Source organism: Salinigranum rubrum, from assembly GCF_002906575.1.
GTDB classification, from domain to species: domain Archaea; phylum Halobacteriota; class Halobacteria; order Halobacteriales; family Haloferacaceae; genus Salinigranum; species Salinigranum rubrum.
Genome location: NZ_CP026309.1, coordinates 2,029,576 through 2,047,249, shown reverse-complemented (window position 1 = coordinate 2,047,249; position 17,674 = coordinate 2,029,576). Strand labels below are relative to the sequence as shown.

The 17,674-nt window shown below is 68.0% G+C and carries 12 protein-coding genes and 3 pseudogenes; 3 read left to right on the top strand and 12 right to left on the bottom strand.

Features of this window, described 5'->3' with window-relative positions; translation table 11 throughout:
* The 7 genes and pseudogenes from C2R22_RS27430 to C2R22_RS10000 form a co-directional block, all read right to left on the bottom strand.
* Positions 1–1,196 (bottom strand): annotated as a pseudogene (locus C2R22_RS27430) (allantoate amidohydrolase).
* 398 nt (positions 1,197–1,594) lie between these two features.
* The gene (locus C2R22_RS10020; protein ID WP_103425628.1) at positions 1,595–2,785 is read right to left on the bottom strand and encodes an ABC transporter ATP-binding protein; all 1,191 of its coding nucleotides are present in this window, start codon (positions 2,783–2,785) and stop codon (positions 1,595–1,597) included.
* A 2-nt stretch (positions 2,786–2,787) separates the two neighbouring features.
* Positions 2,788–3,645, bottom strand: coding sequence for an ABC transporter ATP-binding protein (locus C2R22_RS26290; protein WP_281259285.1), 858 nt, complete (start codon positions 3,643–3,645; stop codon positions 2,788–2,790).
* Positions 3,642–3,938 carry an ATP-binding cassette domain-containing protein gene (locus C2R22_RS26285; RefSeq protein ID WP_281259284.1) on the bottom strand — a complete coding sequence of 99 codons (297 nt, stop codon included), beginning with the start codon at positions 3,936–3,938 and terminating at the stop codon, positions 3,642–3,644. The genes C2R22_RS26290 and C2R22_RS26285 overlap by 4 nt, the downstream gene beginning before the upstream one ends.
* Positions 3,939–4,043: 105 nt before the next feature.
* The gene (locus tag C2R22_RS10010) at positions 4,044–4,478 is read right to left on the bottom strand and encodes a universal stress protein (RefSeq protein ID WP_103425627.1); all 435 of its coding nucleotides are present in this window, start codon (positions 4,476–4,478) and stop codon (positions 4,044–4,046) included.
* A gap of 356 nt (positions 4,479–4,834) precedes the next feature.
* Complete coding sequence (locus C2R22_RS10005; protein WP_103425626.1) at positions 4,835–5,326, bottom strand: GNAT family N-acetyltransferase; 492 nt, start codon at positions 5,324–5,326, stop codon at positions 4,835–4,837.
* Between the two features lie 54 nt (positions 5,327–5,380).
* Positions 5,381–6,004 carry an SHOCT domain-containing protein gene (locus C2R22_RS10000; RefSeq protein WP_216824820.1) on the bottom strand — a complete coding sequence of 208 codons (624 nt, stop codon included), beginning with the start codon at positions 6,002–6,004 and terminating at the stop codon, positions 5,381–5,383.
* Positions 6,005–6,101: 97 nt separating this feature from the next.
* Here C2R22_RS10000 and C2R22_RS09995 point away from each other — a divergent pair, with 97 nt between their 5' ends.
* From C2R22_RS09995 to C2R22_RS09985, 3 genes are all read left to right on the top strand, one after another.
* A complete protein-coding gene (locus C2R22_RS09995; protein WP_103425625.1) occupies positions 6,102–8,201 on the top strand; it encodes a hydantoinase/oxoprolinase family protein in 2,100 nt (699 codons plus the stop codon).
* On the top strand, positions 8,198–10,027 hold the full coding sequence (locus tag C2R22_RS09990; RefSeq protein ID WP_103425624.1) for a hydantoinase B/oxoprolinase family protein: 1,830 nt from the start codon (positions 8,198–8,200) through the stop codon (positions 10,025–10,027). The genes C2R22_RS09995 and C2R22_RS09990 overlap by 4 nt, the downstream gene beginning before the upstream one ends.
* 242 nt (positions 10,028–10,269) lie before the next feature.
* The gene (locus C2R22_RS09985) at positions 10,270–11,619 is read left to right on the top strand and encodes an MmgE/PrpD family protein (RefSeq protein ID WP_103425623.1); all 1,350 of its coding nucleotides are present in this window, start codon (positions 10,270–10,272) and stop codon (positions 11,617–11,619) included.
* A gap of 30 nt (positions 11,620–11,649) precedes the next feature.
* Here the strand turns inward: C2R22_RS09985 and C2R22_RS09980 are convergent, their stop codons facing one another.
* From C2R22_RS09980 to C2R22_RS09965, 5 genes and pseudogenes are all read right to left on the bottom strand, one after another.
* Positions 11,650–12,498 carry a polysaccharide deacetylase family protein gene (locus C2R22_RS09980; protein ID WP_103425622.1) on the bottom strand — a complete coding sequence of 283 codons (849 nt, stop codon included), beginning with the start codon at positions 12,496–12,498 and terminating at the stop codon, positions 11,650–11,652.
* A 127-nt stretch (positions 12,499–12,625) separates the two neighbouring features.
* Positions 12,626–13,801: a TCP-1/cpn60 chaperonin family protein gene (locus tag C2R22_RS09975; protein WP_281259283.1), complete on the bottom strand. Its 1,176-nt coding sequence runs from the start codon at positions 13,799–13,801 to the stop codon at positions 12,626–12,628.
* Positions 13,802–13,896: 95 nt separating this feature from the next.
* Positions 13,897–14,397: pseudogene (locus C2R22_RS26935) on the bottom strand (TCP-1/cpn60 chaperonin family protein); the annotation flags it as partial.
* Positions 14,398–14,504: 107 nt separating this feature from the next.
* Positions 14,505–15,883, bottom strand: a pseudogene (locus C2R22_RS09970) (dihydroorotase).
* A gap of 273 nt (positions 15,884–16,156) precedes the next feature.
* Positions 16,157–17,617: an amidase gene (locus C2R22_RS09965; protein ID WP_103425621.1), complete on the bottom strand. Its 1,461-nt coding sequence runs from the start codon at positions 17,615–17,617 to the stop codon at positions 16,157–16,159.
* Positions 17,618–17,674: the final 57 nt, after the last annotated feature.

Sequence of the window (17,674 nt, the reverse complement as noted above, 5' to 3'; positions counted from 1 at the left end):
TCAGTCGCTCCCAGCGATAGTCAGTGCGGCGTTCGCGATGGTCTGCGCCGCCGTGTAACAGTCGTCCCACGAGGTGTACTCGTCCTCGTTGTGGCTCTTACCGTTCTCGCTGACCGCGAACACCATCGCGGTGTCACAGATTCCGTGCATGTACGAGGCGTCGTGGCCGGCGCCGCTGAAGATGCGCATGCTGTCGTATCCGAGGTCGTCCGCCGCCGTCTGGACGGCGTCGACCGTGCGGTCGGCGAAGTGCACGGGCGAGACGCGCATCCGGTCTTCGAACTCCCACTCGATGCCCTCGCGCTCGGCGGCCCACTCCGCTTCTTTCAGGACCCGGGAACGGGCCTCCTCGATAATTTCCTCTTCGGGGTCGCGGAACCCCCACGTGAACGTCACCTCCTCGGGGATGATGTTGATGGAGTTCGGCTTGACGTCCATGTAGCCCGTCGTCCCGACGGTGCGCTCGCCCAGCGTGGAGGGGATGCGTCGGATCTGGGTGATGACGTCCGCCGCGGCCACGAGGGCGTCCTTCCGGTAGTGCATCGGCGTCGGTCCCGAGTGGTCCGCGTCGCCGTAGAAGGTGAACGCCCCCACGTGAAGCCGACGACGCCCGTGACGACGCCGACCTCCTTTCCGTTCTCTTCGAGGTACGGCCCCTGCTCGACGTGGAGTTCGAAGTACGCCTCGTACTCCTCGGGCGGTTCGCAGGGGACGTCGCCCTTGTAGCCGATTCGTTCGAGTTCCTCCTCGAACACGGCACCGTCGGCGTCGGTCTTGGCGTACTCCTCCTCGATGTCGAGGACGCCCGCCCAGACGCCGCTGCCCTGCATCGCCGGCTGGAAGCGCGACCCCTCCTCGTTGGTCCAGTTGACGATTTCGATGGGGTGGGTGGTCTCGATTCCCTCGTCGTTCAGCGTACGGACGAACTCCAGCGCCGCGATGACGCCCAGCGCGCCGTCGTAAATCCCGCCGAAGGGCTGGGAGTCGAGGTGTGAGCCGACCATCACCGGCTTCGCGTCGGGGTCGGTCCCCTCACGGCGGCCGAACATGTTGCCGAACGTGTCGACTCTGGTTTCGAGTCCCTCCTCTTCCATCCGTTCGGCGAACCAGTCGCGGATCGCTTTGTCCTCGTCGGAGAGCGTCAGCCGGTGGAGGCCGCCGCCGTCGGTACCGCCGATTTCAGCCTGTTCTTTCATCGTCGAGACGAACCGGTCCCGGTCGAGTGTCAGGTTCATATCCGTGACTCTCGTATCGGTGGCATAACTCTTTGTGTGCGTGTGAGTTCTCCGGTGGCTCGTCGTCGGTCGTGCGGGTCGAGCTGCGAAGTCGGGGTGGCCCGTCTGCGGAGTCGGTACGAACTGTCTGCGAAGGCGGGGTGACGTCGTAAGCGTTCCGCGCGGGACACGGGCGCGGTGGACGGCAGCCTCGTTCGCCGGAGCGACGACGTCGCTCCGAGCCGTTCGTTCACTGGCTTCACTCGCTCACGAAGACCGCCCCACCCGGTCTCTCCACGAGCGACCGGAGGAAGCGAGTGGATGGCTCGGCGGACTCGTCCGCCGGTGACACGAAAAACAATGGAGACGCGACGAACCGACTACTGCCCGAGGATGTCCTTCTCCAGGTCGATGTCGTCCAAGACGCTCGGCCGCTCTAAGAGAATCGTGTGCTCGGCGTCCCAGCCGACGGTGACCCGCTCGGAGTCGACCTCCAGTCTGTCCTCGGACTTCAACTGGAGTTCGACGGCCTCTCCCTCGTCGTCCTCCGCGGAGAGGATGACCTGCGTGCCCGTCCCCGACTGGTAGAGCACGTCCTCGACGGCGCAGTCGACGGTGTTGTCTATCTCCCCCTCGACGAGTCGGAGGAACTGCGGCCGCACGGCGAACGGCATCCGCTCGCCCACCACCTCGTGGGGGTCGGAGACGAGGTTGGCGGTGCTGACGGTGAACGTTCCCAGCCCGGTTTCCATCTCCGCCGTCTCGCCGTCGTCGCTCACGCCCACGAGTTCGCCGAAGAAGAGGTTCGAGTCGCCGACGAACGTCGCGACGAACGCCGTCTTCGGGCGGTTGTACACCTCCTCCACGGGCCCCGAATGTTCGACCTTTCCGCCGTTCATCACGATGATCTGGTCGGCCAGCCGCATCGCCTGCGTCTGGTCGTGCGTCACGTAGACGAACGTGGTGTCGAGTTCGCGGTGGATGCGGAGGAGTTCGCGCTCCATGCGCTTCTGGAGCTTGTAGTCCATGTCGCCCAGCGGCTCGTCGAGGAGGAGCAGTTTGGGTTCGAGGACGAGGCTCCGCGCGAGAGCGACCCGCTGTTTCTGCCCCGCCGACAGCTCTCGCGGCGCGCGGTCGCGGAGTTCGTCGAGTTGCATCATCTCCAGCACGTTCGACAGCCGCTCGTCGACGACGTCCGGGGAGGCGTTCATCCGCTTCAGGCCGTAGGTGATGTTCTCCTCGACGTTCAGGTGCGGGAAGAGTTGAAAGTCCTGGAAGACGAGCCCGATGTCGCGCTGGTACGTCGGCGTGTCGGTGATGTCGACGCCGTCGAGGATGACGCTCCCTTCGGTCGGGGGAATCTTCCCGACGAGCGAGTGCAGCGTCGTCGACTTTCCACAGCCGGAGGGGCCGATGATGACACAGAAGTCGCCCTCCTTGATGGCGAAGTCGATGTCGTCGACCGCGAGCGTCCCGTCGGGGTATATCTTCGTGAGTCCCTCGACGCGGAGGACGTCGTTCCGGTCGTCTGCCGTCTCGGGGGGTCGCTGGGTGAGGTTCGAATCGGACATCGTCACACCTCCATCAGGTCGTCGACGGTTACGGTGTCGCTCACGCTCAGCTTCGCGTAGGCCACGCCCTCGTCGGCGTCCCACCCGACCGTGGTCCGCGACTGCACCGCCTCCATCGGGACGTTCCCGCTCGTGACCGACTGGAAGTCCTCGACCTCCGCTCCGCCCTCCCGGAGCGAGACGGTGAACTCCGTCACCTCGCCGGTGTACGTTCGACCTCTGACGCTCCCGACGAACGTGTTGTCACAGCCCTCGGCCGCGTCGCCGAGTCGAACCGACTCGGGGCGGACGAGCACGACCACTTCGGCGCCGGGTTCGACGCCCTCGTCGCGCGTGACGGCCGTCACGTCCCCGACCGGCGTGTCGACCGTCAGCGTCGTGCCGTCGACGTCGGTGACGCTCCCCAAGAGCGGGTTCGAGTCGCCGACGAACCGGCCGACGAACGCCGTCGCCGGTTCGGCGTACACCTCGTCGGGGGTGCCGACCTGCTCGATGAGGCCCTGGTTGACGACGACGAGTTTGTCCGCGAGTTTGAGCGCCTGGTCCTGGTTGTGGGTGACGTAGACGAACGTGCTGCCGAGTTCCTCGTGGATCCGGCGCATCTCCAGTTCCATCCGTTTCTGGAGCTTGTAGTCGAGGTCGGCGAGGGGGTCGTCGAGCAACATCACGTCGCACTCGCGGACGAGTTGCCGGGCGAGTTCGACCCGCTGTTGCTGTCCGCCCGAGAGTTCGGAGGGGAGGCTGTCGCGCGTCTCGCCGATGGCGAGCAGCGTGAGCATCTCGTCGGTCTTCGTCTCGATTTCGGTCTCGCTGGCTCCCGCCTGCCGGAGCCCGAAGGCGACGTTCTCGGCGACGGTCATGTGCGGGAAGAGCCGCTCTTCGAAGTCCTGAAAGACGAACCCGATGTTCCGCTCGGGACCGAGAGGCCGCTCACGTCCCGTCCGTCGAGGGAGATGGAGCCGCGGTCGAACTCGACGAGGCCGGCGATACACTTCAGCAGGGTCGACTTCCCCGACCCCGACGGGCCGACGACGACACAGAACTCGCCGTCGTCGACGGTGAAATCGATGCCTCTGAGCACCTGCTCGTTCGCGAACGACTTCTCCAGCGAGGTTACGGATATGACACTCTCTACTTCGCGCGCAACGCTCATGCTCCTCTCAAGGATAACGGCGGTGTTAACGTTTTGGGGAACGGTAACGCGGAATTCGTCGACAGGTTACAGTTCTGCGCGGAAACGGTGCTGGGACCTGAACCCTCACCCCAGTTGGAACACGGTGCAGGGGACGTCGAGCGCGAGGAGGATGTCCTGGCTCGTACTCCCGAGAAGCGCCTTCCCGGTGGGTCGTCGCTTCCGCCCGCCGATGAAGACGTGGTCGATGCCGTGGTCGGTCACGTAGCTTGCGACCTCTTCGGCGGGCGTGCCGACCGTCCCGACCACGTCGAGGTCGAGGTCCGCCTCGCGGATGAGACTCGCCGCGTCACGCACTACGCCGTTTCGCTTCGCGATGTCGGTCGGATCCGCCGAATCGTACTCCAGTCCCTTGAGGAGTTCGTCGAACTCCGACTGGGTGTACACCTGCAGGAGCGTCACGGACGCGCCCAGCGCGCTCGCGATCTCGATGGCGTGTTCGGTGATATCCTCGATGTGCATCCGTTCCTCGCCGACCGCGATGAGTACGCGCTCGATCATCGTCTCTCAGTTCGAGCAAGTGCGATATAACTCTGTGCGCCCTCTCTTCGAACCGTCCGTGGGTGTGTGAGCCGTGGAGAGGACGCCTGAGACGCCATCGAAACCGGGGCGAGTGAGAGAAACCCGCACGGCGCACGGGCGCCGTGAGACCAGTCCTCCCCAACCGATTCGCTCTCTCCCTCGCTCCGCTCGGTCGTTCGTTCATCCACTGAAGCGACTTCGTCGCTCCGGTGGCCGTGGCCGGGCTCCGTCCCGGTCGCACCGGCTGGGGAGGACGAGGCTGCGGTCCGCCGCGTCCGTGTCCCGCGCGGTCTTCCCGCCATCACCGACCGGGTCGACAACGATTCCTCACCGACTCACTCTCCTCCCTCCGCCAAGTCCTTCTTGAACGTGTAACAGTAGCGCTCGTAGTCGACGTGTTCCTCGTAGAAACGGTGAGCGTCGTCGCGCCACAGCCCCGAGGCGAGTTCGACGACGGCGCAGTCGTGGTCGCGCGCCCACTCTTCGACGAACGCCAGGAGTTCGGCCCCGTGGCCCTCCGAGCGGCGGTCCTCGCGGGTGACGAGGTCGTACACCCACGCGTGACGGCCGTGGTACAGCGTCGTCGAGAGGCGGACGCCCGCGAGCGCCACCGGGTCGGCGACGTCCACGCGCTCGCCCCCTCCGTCGCCGCCGTCGTCGCCGCTCCCCTCGTACAGCCCGAACAGCCGGTACCCCTCGCCGGCCATCACGCGCACGTGGTCGAGAAACGTCTCGACGTCCAGCGGTCGAAGCTGGCTCATCACCGGATGGATCGCACGCCACTGTGCCTCGCTCGTCAGTTCGACGACGTGAGTCTCGGTCGTCATCGAGCGTCGAGACGCGGAGCCGACTAATAAGCGTGAACCGAGAGAGCCGACGAGTCAGTCGAGCAGGTCGCGCTTCGCCGCCGCGAACTCCTCGTCGGTGAGCAGGCCGCGCTCGTACAGTCCCGCGAGACGTTCCAGCGCCGAGACGGCGTCGTTCGCCCCGCCTTCCCGCCCGTCGAGGTACGCCGCCGCGGCTTCGACCTCTTCGGTGGGCGTCCCACTCGGGTACACCTCGTACCGTGCGTCGCCAGTGTCGATACCGAGCCGCGTCTCCTCGCCCGCGCGCTGGACGGTCGTGCCGTCGACGAGAGCGAGGGGAACCGTCTCGACGGCGAGGCGGTCGCGGTACTGGACGACGACGTGGACCGCCCGGTCGGTCACGAGCGTGAACGCGCTCCCCCCCGGCGTCGCCATCCGCCGGCTTCGCTCGCCGTCCTCGCGCACGCGGTCGGCCATGACGCCGTCGAGGAGGTACTGCGGTTTCTCGTCCGGTGCGAGGACGTCGAGGAGTCGCGCGGGGTCACCCTCGCCGACGAGTCGGTCCCGGAGTCGGTCGGCCGTCACCGACTCGCCCGGCGCGGCCGCAGCGAGCGTCGATGCTGCGTCGGCTTCGTCGTCGTCGCTCCCGACGTCCGCTTCCCTGTCGTCTGCGGACGGGTCACCCGGTCGTTCGGACATACCCTCCCGACGAGAGCGCGGCGGTTCAAGCTTCCCCTGGGACCCGTTGACACGAGGGAAACGGCTATAACGGCGACTCACGACTCTGGAGATAGGTATGGGAAGCCACAGCACCCGGCGACAGCCGCGCATCCGAATCGGCGTCGACGTCGGCGGGACGAACACCGACCTCGTCCTCGTGACGGACGAGGCGGAGTACAGCCACAAGACGCCGTCGACGGCGGACCCCTCCGAGTCGACGGTGACGGGAATCGTCGAGCTCTGTGACATCGCAGGCGTCGATCCCGGCGAGGTCGGACAGGTCCTCCACGGGACGACGGTGGCGACGAACGCGCTCATCGAACACGAGGGCGCGGAGACCGGGATGCTGACGACACGTGGCTTCCGCGACGTGCTTCACATCGGTCGGCACCGCAAGCCACACAGCTTCTCGCTCCAGCAGACCATCCCCTGGCAGGAGAACCCGGTCGTCAAGCGTCGCCACCGAAAGGAGGTGACAGAGCGGGTCTACCCCCCCGGAGAGGTGGTGACGCCGCTCGACGAGAGCGAGGTGCTCGACCGCACGGCCGAACTCGTCGATGCGGGCGTCGAGTCAATCGCCGTCTGTTACCTCCACTCGTATCTCAATCCGACACACGAGGAGCGGACGCGTGACCTCATCGCCGAGGAGTACCCCGACCTCCTCGTATCGACCTCTCACGAGGTCGTCGCGCAGTTCCGCGAGTTCGAGCGGTTCACCACGACGGCCATCAACGCTCGCCTCGAACCCGTGATGTCGACGTACCTCACTCGGTTACAGAAACGGCTCGCCGGCGTCGGCTGTGACGCGGAGGTGCTCATCATGCAGTCCAACGGTGGCATGGCGAGCGTCCGGAACGTCGCCTCTCGCCCCGTGACGACCCTCGTGTCGGGTCCCGCCGCCGGGGTGCTCTCGGCGCAGTTCGAGGGAAGCGCCCTCGACCGCTCGCACCTCATCGCGCTCGACATGGGCGGGACGTCGGCGGACATCTCGGTCCTCCCCGGGAGGGTCCTCGAACGCGACCCGCGCGACAGCAAGGTGGGCGGGTACCCGACCATCGTCCCGATGCTCGACATCGAGACCATCGGCGCCGGCGGCGGCTCAATCGCCTGGTTCGACGGGGCGATGGGCTTCAACGTCGGCCCGAAGTCGGCGGGCGCGGACCCCGGCCCCGCCTGCTACGGGCGCGGAAACGACCAGCCCACGACGACGGACGCACAGGTCGTGCTGGGGCGGATCGACCCCGACTCGTTCCTGGGAGGCGGCCTCGACCTCGACCCCGACCTCTCCCATCAGGCCATCCAGTCGAAACTGGTGGAGGCCACCGACCAGGAGCGGTTCGAAACGGTCGAACGCGCCGCGCTCGCCACCCTCGAAGTCGCGAACACGAACATGTACCGCGCGATCCGCGAGCAGACCGTCCAGCGCGGTTACGACCCCCGCGAGTACACCATCGTCGCCTTCGGCGGGGCCGGCCCGATGCACGCCGCAAGCATCGCCGAGGAACTGGAGGTCGACACCGTCCTCGTTCCGCCCGCACCCGGCATCGCCTCCGCGCGCGGCCTGTTGACTGGAAACGTCAAGTACGACGTCCAGCAGACGGTGAGCCAGCGGCTCGAAACCGTCGAGGGGGAGTACATCGACGAGGCGTTCGACCGCCTCGAATCGCGGGGGAGAGAACAGCTCACCCGCGACGAGGTCGACGAGTCGCGCTGGCGGTTCGAACGCACCGTCGACTGCCTCTACGAGGGGCAGGGCTACGAACTGAACGTCCCCTTCGAGGGGACCGACGGCGACTGGCACGCCCGCGTGAGGGAGGCGTTCGAGCGGAAACACGAGGCCGAGTACGGCCACTACTTCGAGGCCGACCCGGTCGAACTGCTCAACCTCCGCGTCACGGCGGTCGGAGAGATTCAGTCGTACACGCCCCAGTCGGTCGCCTCGGGCGACGAAGACCCCGCCGACGCCGCGACGACCGAATCCCGGGTCGTCTTCGGGACGAGCGTCGCCCCCGAACCGACGATGGTCACGCGGTACGACCGCGACCGACTGGCGCAGGGGAACGTCGTTGCCGGCCCCGCCGTCATCGACGAATTCGACAGCACCGTCGTCGTCCACCCCGGGTGGACGGCGACCGTGTTAGCGAACGGCGCAATCGAACTGAGGTTCGAACGATGAGTTCAGACACCACCGACACCACCGACACGAGGGCGGAAGAAGAGACCACCGCCGCGGACGTGCTCCGCGAGCGCGACATCGACCCGGTGACCATGCAGGTCATCGGCGGCGAACTCGACACCATCGCCCAGGAGATGGCGTACAAGCTCATCCGCTCCTCGTACTCGTCTATCATCCGCGAGTCCGAAGACATGGGCGCGGGCATCTTCACCACCGACTGCCGCGAACTCTGTGAGTCGGACTCGACGCCGATGCACGTCGGCTCCCTGATCGGATACCTCCAGGGGATGTACGACACCTTCGAGGAGCGCGGCGTCAGCCGAGAAGATGCCATCAACGAGGGCGACGTCTTCATCCACAACCACCCCCACTACGGGGCGAGCCACTCGCCCGACATCGCCGTCGCCGTGCCAATCTTCTACGAGGGCGAGCACATCGCGTGGGCCGCGAACACCGCACACCACCTCGACATCGGTTCGGCCACTCCCGGACTGGCGGTCGACTTGGAGGACATGTACGCCGAGGGGAGCCTCTTTCGGGCGACGAAGGTGTACTCGGAGGGCGAGCGCGTCGAGGAAATCTGGAACTTCATCCGCGACAACGTCCGAACCCCCAGGGAAGTCATCGGCGACCTCCAGGCGCAGGTCTCCTCCTGCAACGTCGGGAAGGAGCGCTACCTCGCGCTGGTCGAGAAGTACGGCCTCGACGAGATTCAGGCGACGGGCGAGGCGCTGATGGACTACGCCGAGGCCCTGCTCCGAAACGAGATCCGGAAAATCCCCGACGGCACCTACTACGCCGAGGACTACCTCGACGACGACGGGCGGAACAGGGGAGAGCGACTGAAAATCGCCGCCGAGGTCATCGTCGAGGGGTCGGACATCACGGTCGACATGTCGAAGTCGGCGGACCAGACGCCGACGGGGTACAACATCCCGTTCCACGGCTCGACGGACGTCTGCATCTACTTCACCATCCGCTCGATTCTGATGGACACGTTCGTCAGAGACGAGTACCTCCCGCAGAACTCGGGCACGTTCGCTCCGGTACACCCGAAGGCCCGACCCGGGTGCATGTTCAATCCAACGCCCCCCACCTCCGCGTTCGCCCGCATCAACCAGGTCGACAAGATGTCGGACCTCATCATCAAGGCGCTCGCGGAGGCCATCCCCGACAAGGTGTGCGCCGGCACCTGCGGGCAGGTGTACTTCGTCTCCTACGGGGGGACGAACGACGCGGGCGAGTACTGGGTCTACCTCGAAGTGAACGAGGGATCTTATGGGGGACGACCCGGTGCGGACGGCCTCGACGCGGTTGACGCGCTCGTCCACAACACGAAGAACCGGCCGGTCGAGGACATCGAACTCTCCCACCCGATGCGGGTCGAGCGGTACGCGCTGCGAGAGGACGGTCACGGGGCCGGACGGCACCGGGGCGGCATCGGCATCGTCCGCGAGTCGCGCTTTCTGACCGACGCCGTGATGACGATGGAGGGTGACGGAAACACTTATAAGCCACACGGGCTGTTTGGTGGTACAGACGGAACACACGGCGACCTGAAGCACGTCACCGCGGACGGAGAGGTCATCGACCTCAACTCGAAGGAGTCGGGCTACAAGTTCGCCGCGAACGACCGCGTCCTCATCAAGACGGCCAGCGGCGGCGGGTACGGCGACCCCCACGAGCGCTCGGCCGAACAGGTGTACGAGGACTACCTGGACGGCCTCCTCGACGAGGAACGGGCGCTCGACGCGTACGACGTCGTCATCACGGACGGCGACCTCGACACGGCGGCCACGGCCGAGCGTCGGGACGACCACTCCTGACGCCGGCGCCGACACGGACGACCGACACCGCATCGCGATGACCCCGTTGATACGGGCGAGCACGAGGTGACTCCCCGTGCTGTGAACCCGTTTCGGTGTTCGACAGCCCCCTATCCCCACCCGAGTCCACCTCGCGGACGGGGCGCGCGTGCATCCCCCACCCCCCACCCCGCACCGCGCCTCGTACTAACTTTCACTACGCCGACAGACGTGTTTATCCCGCCGGATTGCGAACGACGCCCATGCCACCCGTCGACGCGGAGCGACCCGAAGCGACGCTGGCGGCGTTCGTCGCCGACCTGACGTACGACGCTGTCCCCGAGGCCGCGCGGACGACCATCGAACGCGCCTTCGTCGACACCGTCGGGGTGACGCTCGCAGGAAGCGTCGCCGACGCGGGCGCGCGGGCGGTGCGGTTCGCAACGAGCCTCGGGTCGGGCGAGACCACCGTCCTCGGTACCGGTGAGACGGCGTCGCTCGCCGACGCCGTCCTCGCGAACGGCACCGCCGGGCACGCGCTCGACTACGACGACCTCTCGTGGGCGATGGACGGCCACCCGAGCGTCCCGCTCGTCGCTCCCGCGCTGGCAGTGGGCGAGCGCGTCGACGCCTCGGGGAGAGACCTCGTCACGGCGTTCGCCGCGGGCTTCGAGGCGGAGTGTTACGTCGGCGAACCCGTCTCCCCGACGCACTACGAGCAGGGCTGGCACCCCACGTCGACGTTCGGGACGTTCGGCGCGACGGCGACTGCCGCGTCGCTGCTCGACCTGGACGAAGAGACGACCGCACGGGCGCTGTCCATCGCGGCGTCGATGCCGTCGGGGCTGAAACGCAACTTCGGCACGATGACCAAGCCGCTGCACGCGGGACTGGCCGGCCGCTCCGGCGTGACCGCGGCGCTCTTGGCTCGGGACGGCTTCACCGCCGACGAGGCGGCGATCAGCGGCGACGGCGGCTTCTGGGAGCGCTACGCCGAGGGCGCCGAGCGCGTCGCCGACCCGCCGGGCGACCCGTGGCGACTCGTCGAAACCGGCATCAGCGTCAAGGCGTACCCGTGCTGTTACTTCACGCACACGAGCGTCGCGCTCGCGTCGCAGTTGAGCGAAGACCACGGCCTCGCTCCCGAGACCATCGAGCACATCGAGACGACGACGTCGCGCGGTGCCGGCGACGCGCTCGTTCACCCGGACCCCGAAACCGGGTTGGAGGCGAAGTTCTCGATGGAGTACGCGCTCGCGGCCGCCGTGGTCTTCGACCGCGTCGGGTTGACCGCGTTCGAACCCGCCGCCATCGAGGACCCCGAGGTCCAGCACGTCCGCGAGCGCGCGTCGTTCGCCGTCGACGACACGCTCGCGTACAAGTCGAACCACGCCCGGGTCGTCGTGGAGACGACGGACGGAGAGCGGTACGACGGGACGCTGGAGGAACCGCCGGGAACGCCCGCGAACCCCCTCTCCGAATCGGAGTTAGAAGCGAAGTTCCTCGAGTGTGCCACCGAGGTGCTGGACCGCCCGACCGCAGAGGCGACGTTCGCCGACCTCCGCGCGCTCCGCTCGTGTCCGAGCGTTCGAGAGTTGCTCGCTCCGCTCTGAGCGGGTCGAAAAACGGAGAAATCGGATGCTCTACGCGGGCGGGTTCGCCTCGCGCCACTCCTCGGCGACCGTGTCCATCAGTTTGAACTCGACGTCCGGCTTCGTCGACATGTGCTGGACGAGCGCTTCGAGGCGCATGATGCGGTGGGCCTGCCCCATCACCTGCGGGTGCATCGTGAGGATGAACACGCCGTCGTCGACGTTCTCGTACATCCAGTCGAACTGGTCGTACCAGCGCTGGAAGATGGAGTCCTCGGGGACGTAGCCCATCCGGTGCGGGCGCGCCCAGGTGAACGTCAGCGGCGGCCAGTCGTCGCGCTGCCACGAGACGGGGAGTTCGACGATGTCGGTCGGTTCGCCGCGCACGTACGGGCCGTCCGGGGGTGCCTCCCAGCCACCGTAGACGTAGTGGGGCGTGAAGTCCGACGCCATCTTCGAGGACTCCCAGCGGATGCCGATGTCGGCCAGGATGTCGAGCGTGTGCGCCGAGAAGTCCCACGCCGGGGAGCGATAGCCCGTCGGCTTCCGCCCGGTGAGGTCGACGATGTTGTCGACGGCGCGCTCGACGTCGGCCCGTTCGTCCTCCTCGGACTCGAACGTCGCCGGACCAGTGTGGCTCCAGCCGTGGTGCTGGACGTCGCCGCCGCGGTCCCACACCTCGCCACAGATCTCGGGGAAGCTCTCGATGGTGTGGCCGGGGATGAACCACGTCGCGGGGACGTCGTACTTGTCGTGGAGGTCCAACAGTCGGGGCGCGCCGACCTCCGCGCCGAACACCCCGCGCGAGTGGCGGGTGGGCTCGTCCCACGAGTCATACGACCAGAGCCAGGTCGATACTGCGTCGAAATCGTACGATAGACAGACGGTAGCTTTCGCCATGGGCACGTGAAAACTCTCGCCGACTCGGCTTAACTGTTGCTGGCGGTGAAGTCGGCGTTTCGGCCGATTCACCGGGACGAACCGCCGCAAAAAGAGGAACTCGCGACCGAGTTGTGTGTCTCGTCGCTCAGTCTCGGTCCCAGCGCGTCCCGGGGTTCTCCTCGAGCCAGTCGAGGTGGTTCTCCGCGCGGTCGTCGTAGATAGCGTCGTCGGGACCGAGCGGCTCATCAGAGAAGGTCGCGTCGATGGCGTCGTCGACGCGGAGGACGAGGTCGGCCACCTCACACGCCGCGACGATGCCCGTTCGGCGGTAGGCGACGGGGTCGAACACGCCGGCGTCGGTCGCGCTCTTCACCTCCCGTTCGGGGAGGACGAAGCCCGCGTCGAGGCCGCCGGCCGCGTGCGCCATCCGGAGGTCCGCGACAGCGTCGATGGGGTCCGCGCCCGCGTTCCGCGCGAGCGTCGCCACCACCGTCTCGAAGGCGTCGGCCATCCCCTCGACCGCCAGTTGCGCCTTCGTCGGGAGGTCCGTCGCCCGGGCGCGGACCGCGCGCGAGAGTTCCATCTCGATGGCACCCGCGCCGGGGACGACGCCGGGTCGGTGCCCGCCCTCGCCGCGGGCGACGGCGACGGCCGCGGCCATCTTTCTGACCCCCGTCGTCGCCTGCGTCGCGACGTGGCCCGAGACGCCGTGGAGGACGACGGCCACCGATCCGGGGTTCGGGCACTCGTCGAACACCGTCATGACGGTGTTCTTTCTCCGGCCTCGGCGGGGGTCGCCGCGGACCTCCTCGACGCTCCCCGCGAAGCCGAGGTCGTCGGGCGAGACGTCCTCGGGGTTGCGGACGAGGCTCGCGCCGGTCGCCCGCGCCAGTTGGCGCATGTCGAGGCGGTTCACGGCCCGAATCCCCATGATACCCGCGTCGGCGAGGAGTTTCTGGAACTCGGGGGTGATGCCGAGGCGGCAGACGACCACGTCGACGCCCATCTCCCGGTAGGAGTCGACGATGTCCTCGCGCCGGGCCGCGTAGAGGTCTTTCACCTCCCCGACCGACGACGACCGGAGGTCGAGCGTCGCCCGCTCGTCCCACTCGGGGTCCGTCAGTCCGCCCGTGGTGTGCCCGTCGAGGAGTAGGACCGTCGCGTCGGCCACCCGCCGGGGCATGTGCTCGTTCGCCCGGCCGTTGCGGTCGAGGACGGCCCCGCGGACGATTCGAGAGTCGCCCAGAGAACCGGTACTGAGCGTCCGGACGGCGAACGTCTCCTCGGTGGGCCGGGTGACGAGGTCGACCGCATCCACCACCGCGGGGCCCACCGCGCCGCGAGGCCGCCGACGTCGTTGCCGGTCGCCGCCGACCGCGCGACCCGCTCCTCGACCGCACGGGTGTCCGAAAACGACGGGAGACGGCGCGTCTCGGCGTCGAGCGTCGCGAGCGCGGCGTCGAGGCCGACCGCGTAGCCCGCGCGAACGTCGTGGGGGTGGACGCCGGTGTCGATGAGGTCGACCGCCTCGTCGAGGAGCGCCGAGAGGAGCACGACGGTCGAGGTCACGCCGTCGGGGATGTCCTGCCCGACCACGTCGGTGTCGCCCGGGCGCTCCGGGCCGAGGACGCGGCGGACGATGGGGGCGATGGGGTGAGTGACGGGGAGTTCTTCGAGGAGGGTCGCGCCGTCGCTCGTGACCACGAGGTCGTCGGCGGGGACGTCGCCGGGGTTCTCCGGTTCGGTCTCGCTCGCTAGCTGGTTGACGACGAGTTTGTCGTTCGAGAGCGGCCCGAAGGCGGTCGAGAGCACGTCGGCGAGCACGTCGACGGCGACGCAGTTAGCGTGGGGAAAGCGCGGGGTCGGTGGGTCGGCGTCGTCGACGGCGCGTGGCGACGCCTCGTGTACGCTGCTCATTACACATCTCGTGTACGTTCGGGCCTAAAAGGTTGTCTCCCGAATAGATACGCGGGGGCGTGTGGGCAGTCGTGGCGTTCTTCGTCCGGAACTGTTCGTCCGTCGAATCAGACGCTCCAATCGGGGAGTTCCCGCTCGACGAACCGGCCGTGGCCGGGGTCGGCGACGATTTCGCCGTCGTCGGCGACCAGTTCGCCGCGGACGAACGTCTGCTTCACCTTCCCGGTCACCTCCCGTCCCTCGTAGATGGAGAAGTCCGCCTTCGAGGCGTTGTCCGCCGCCGTGATGGTGTAGGACTCGGTCGGGTCGAAGAGGATCGCGTCGGCGTCGGTGCCGGGGTCGAGCGTCCCCTTCCCGGGGATACCGAACACCTGGGCGACGTTGGTGCTCATGACGCGGACCAGCCACGGGTAGGAGAAGCCGCGCTTGCCGACCGCTTCGTCGTGGACGATGGGGAGGCTGGCCTGGAGGCCGTTCGCGCCGAACGTCGACTCCCACCAGTTGTCCACCTGCTTCGATTCGAGCGAGTACCCGCAGTGGTCGGTGGAGACGATGTCGAGCGTCCCGTGTCTGAGGTGTTCGAACATGGCCTCCTGGTCGTCGGGTTTTCGAATCGGCGGGGCGATCATCGCCTGACAGCCGATATCCTCGTAGATGGAGTCGTCACAGACGAGGTAGTGCGTGCAGGTCTCCGCGCGGAGCAACGACCCGTCGCCGCGGAACCGCGCGAGTTCCTCGGCCGACTTCCGGCAACTGGTGTGGATGCCGTAGTACTTGGCTCCCGCCTCTTGGGCCATCCGGGCGGCGTCGTTCGCGGCCATCGCCTCCGCGTAGTCGGGCCGCGACTGCGGGTACCACGTCGGGTCGCCCTTCCCCTCCTCGATGAACAGTTCGGTGAGTTCGTCCGTCACGGAGGCGTCCTCGGTGTGGAATACCCCGACGGCGTCCAGGTCGGCGAGGCGTTCGAGGACGCGGTTCATGAAGCCGTAGCCGAGGCCGATTTCGTAGGCGGTGAACAGTTTGAACGACGTCACCCCCTCTTCGACCAGTGTCTCCAGTTCGTCCAGTACCTCCGGGTCCTCGCGGGTAATCGCGGCGTGGACGCTGTAGTCGATGAGCGCCTGCTCGCCCTTCCGCTGCTTCTCCGCGAGGCCGTCCATCAGCGTGCCGTCCTCGTCGTAGTTCGAGAGGTCGCCGACCCAGTGTTGCCACGCGAAGTCGATGTACGTCGTGATTCCCCGAGCGCGGCCGCCGCGGTCCCGGTCTCGTAGGTGTCTATCGAAAAGTGGTCCTCGATGTGGACGTGTGGGTCGATCATCCCGGGCATCACCAACAGCCCCGAGGCGTCGACCGTCTCCCTCGCGTCGGGCATCGACGCCTCGTCCCCGACCGCGACGATTTTCCCGTCGTCGAACGCGATGGCCCCTTCGAACGTGTCCTGGGCGGTGACGAGCGTCCCGCCAGTGATGACTGTGTCTACCGGCATGTCGTGTGAGACAACTCCAGTCGAGGCTATAAACGTTGACACCAACTGCGTGCCCGGCGGCGGCCGGCGTGTGCTCCCGGTGGCTCCGTCCACCAGCGCCGAGCGCGCGAGGGAACGCGCTCGGACCCCGTCCCGAGCACGCCGGTTGGAGCGGGAGAGGACTCACCGGGTCCGTGTGTCGTTGTCGCTCGTCTCCCCGCGCTCCCGTCCACGTCGGGGACTGCCTGCCGTCGTCGGCACGAAGCCGCTACCTCGACTGCCGAACCACGCGCCTCACTGTCGGGCTACCCGCTCCAGCGCCCGAGCGACCCGGAGCGCGACGTCGTCTTCGAACCGCGGCGCGACGGCCTGGGCGGCCACCGGGACGCCCGACATCTCGGCGACTGGCACCGTCACGGCGGGCGTCCCGGCGATGTTGAACGGCGCGGTGTTGCCGATGATGGGGACGAAGTCGGCGCGCGTCGTCGTCTCGCCGACGTTCGGCGGGAGGTCCCTGAGGGTCGGCATCACGAGCGCGTCCACCGACTCGAACGCCTCGTCGAGACGCTCCTCGAACGCGATTCCCTTCCGGCGGGCCCGGGCGTAGGTCCGTCCCTCGCTCCGGGCGTCGAGGAACGCCGGGGGGAGAATCCGGCGAGCGACGTGGTCACCCAGTCCTCGCTCGCGCGCGGCACGGAACGCGGCGCGGAGTTCCTCGCTGTAGCCCGAGCCGTGTCCGCGGACGACGCCGTCTTGCTCCAGAAGCCAGACGAACTCCGCGGAGCCGACGTTGAGGTAGGCGGCCTCCATCTCCCCGAGGTCGAGGGGAACTTCGCGAACGTCGACGCCGACGGCTTCGAGCCGCGTGGCGACCGAGCGGACCGCCTCGGCCACCACCGGTTCGGAACGCGAGAAGGGCGTCGACGGCAACCCGACGCGAAGCCCGTCCGCGTCGTCGAGGTCGTCGGTGAACGACCCGACCCGCCGCGCGCTCGACGTCGTCGGGTCGCGGCGGTCGGGACCGGCGATGCTCTCCAGCACCGTCGCGGCCGTCTCGACGTCCCGCGCGAGCGGGCCGATGGTGTCGAGCGAGGGGGCGAAGTCGACGAAGCCGTGTCGCGGCACGAGGGTGTGAGAGGGTTTCACCCCGACGACGCCGCAGCAGGCGGCCGGGATGCGGACGCTCCCGCCGGTGTCGGTCCCGAGCGCGACGTCGACGGTGCCGGCGGCGACGGCCGCGCCGCTCCCGCTGGAAGACCCGCCGGGCACTCGGTCCGCATCGACCGGGTTCGTCACGTGGCCGAAGTCGGAGAACTCCCCCGTCGGGCCCATCGCGAACGGCTCCATGTTCGCCTTGCCGACGACGCCCGCACCCTCCGCCAGCAGGCGTTCGACGACGCTCGCGTCGAACGACGGGACCACCGAGTACGCCTCGGAGCCGCAGGTCATCTCCAGGTCCGCGACGGCGATGTTGTCCTTGAGCGCCACCGTCGTTCCGACGAGGGTCCCGTGGCCGGACTCGACGCGCGGTTCGTCGTACACCGCCAGAAGCGCGTTCTCGTCGTCGTCAGCGCGGTGACCGCGGTCGTCGCCGGTCTCGGCCGGCGGTCGCTCCGCCGGTGCCGACCCGAGGGCGTCCGCGAGAATCTCGTCGAGGGTCGACTCCGACACGTCGAGGGCGAGCCGAGCGGCCTGACTCCGCATGAGTTCCCGGTCGGCCTCGGTCGGGTCGGACCCGGAGGACGTGTCCGTCATGGGTGCCACCGCGGTCGTCGACGCGCGGTGCGGTCACGTCTCGTGCGGCGGTCGTTC

Excerpts from the sequence above, each read along its gene's own strand:
- C2R22_RS09990 (WP_103425624.1), top strand. The coding sequence starts at position 8,198 with ATGAGTTCAGACACCACCGACACCACCGACACGAGGGCGGAAGAAGAG.
- C2R22_RS09985 (WP_103425623.1), top strand. The coding sequence starts at position 10,270 with ATGCCACCCGTCGACGCGGAGCGACCCGAAGCGACGCTGGCGGCGTTC.
- C2R22_RS09965 (WP_103425621.1), bottom strand. The coding sequence starts at position 17,617 with ATGACGGACACGTCCTCCGGGTCCGACCCGACCGAGGCCGACCGGGAA.
- C2R22_RS09995 (WP_103425625.1), top strand. The coding sequence starts at position 6,102 with ATGGGAAGCCACAGCACCCGGCGACAGCCGCGCATCCGAATCGGCGTC.
- C2R22_RS10010 (WP_103425627.1), bottom strand. The coding sequence starts at position 4,478 with ATGATCGAGCGCGTACTCATCGCGGTCGGCGAGGAACGGATGCACATC.
- C2R22_RS10020 (WP_103425628.1), bottom strand. The coding sequence starts at position 2,785 with ATGTCCGATTCGAACCTCACCCAGCGACCCCCCGAGACGGCAGACGAC.
- C2R22_RS26285 (WP_281259284.1), bottom strand. The coding sequence starts at position 3,938 with ATGAGCGTTGCGCGCGAAGTAGAGAGTGTCATATCCGTAACCTCGCTG.
- C2R22_RS10000 (WP_216824820.1), bottom strand. The coding sequence starts at position 6,004 with ATGTCCGAACGACCGGGTGACCCGTCCGCAGACGACAGGGAAGCGGAC.
- C2R22_RS26290 (WP_281259285.1), bottom strand. The coding sequence starts at position 3,645 with ATGACCGTCGCCGAGAACGTCGCCTTCGGGCTCCGGCAGGCGGGAGCC.
- C2R22_RS10005 (WP_103425626.1), bottom strand. The coding sequence starts at position 5,326 with ATGACGACCGAGACTCACGTCGTCGAACTGACGAGCGAGGCACAGTGG.
- C2R22_RS09980 (WP_103425622.1), bottom strand. The coding sequence starts at position 12,498 with ATGGCGAAAGCTACCGTCTGTCTATCGTACGATTTCGACGCAGTATCG.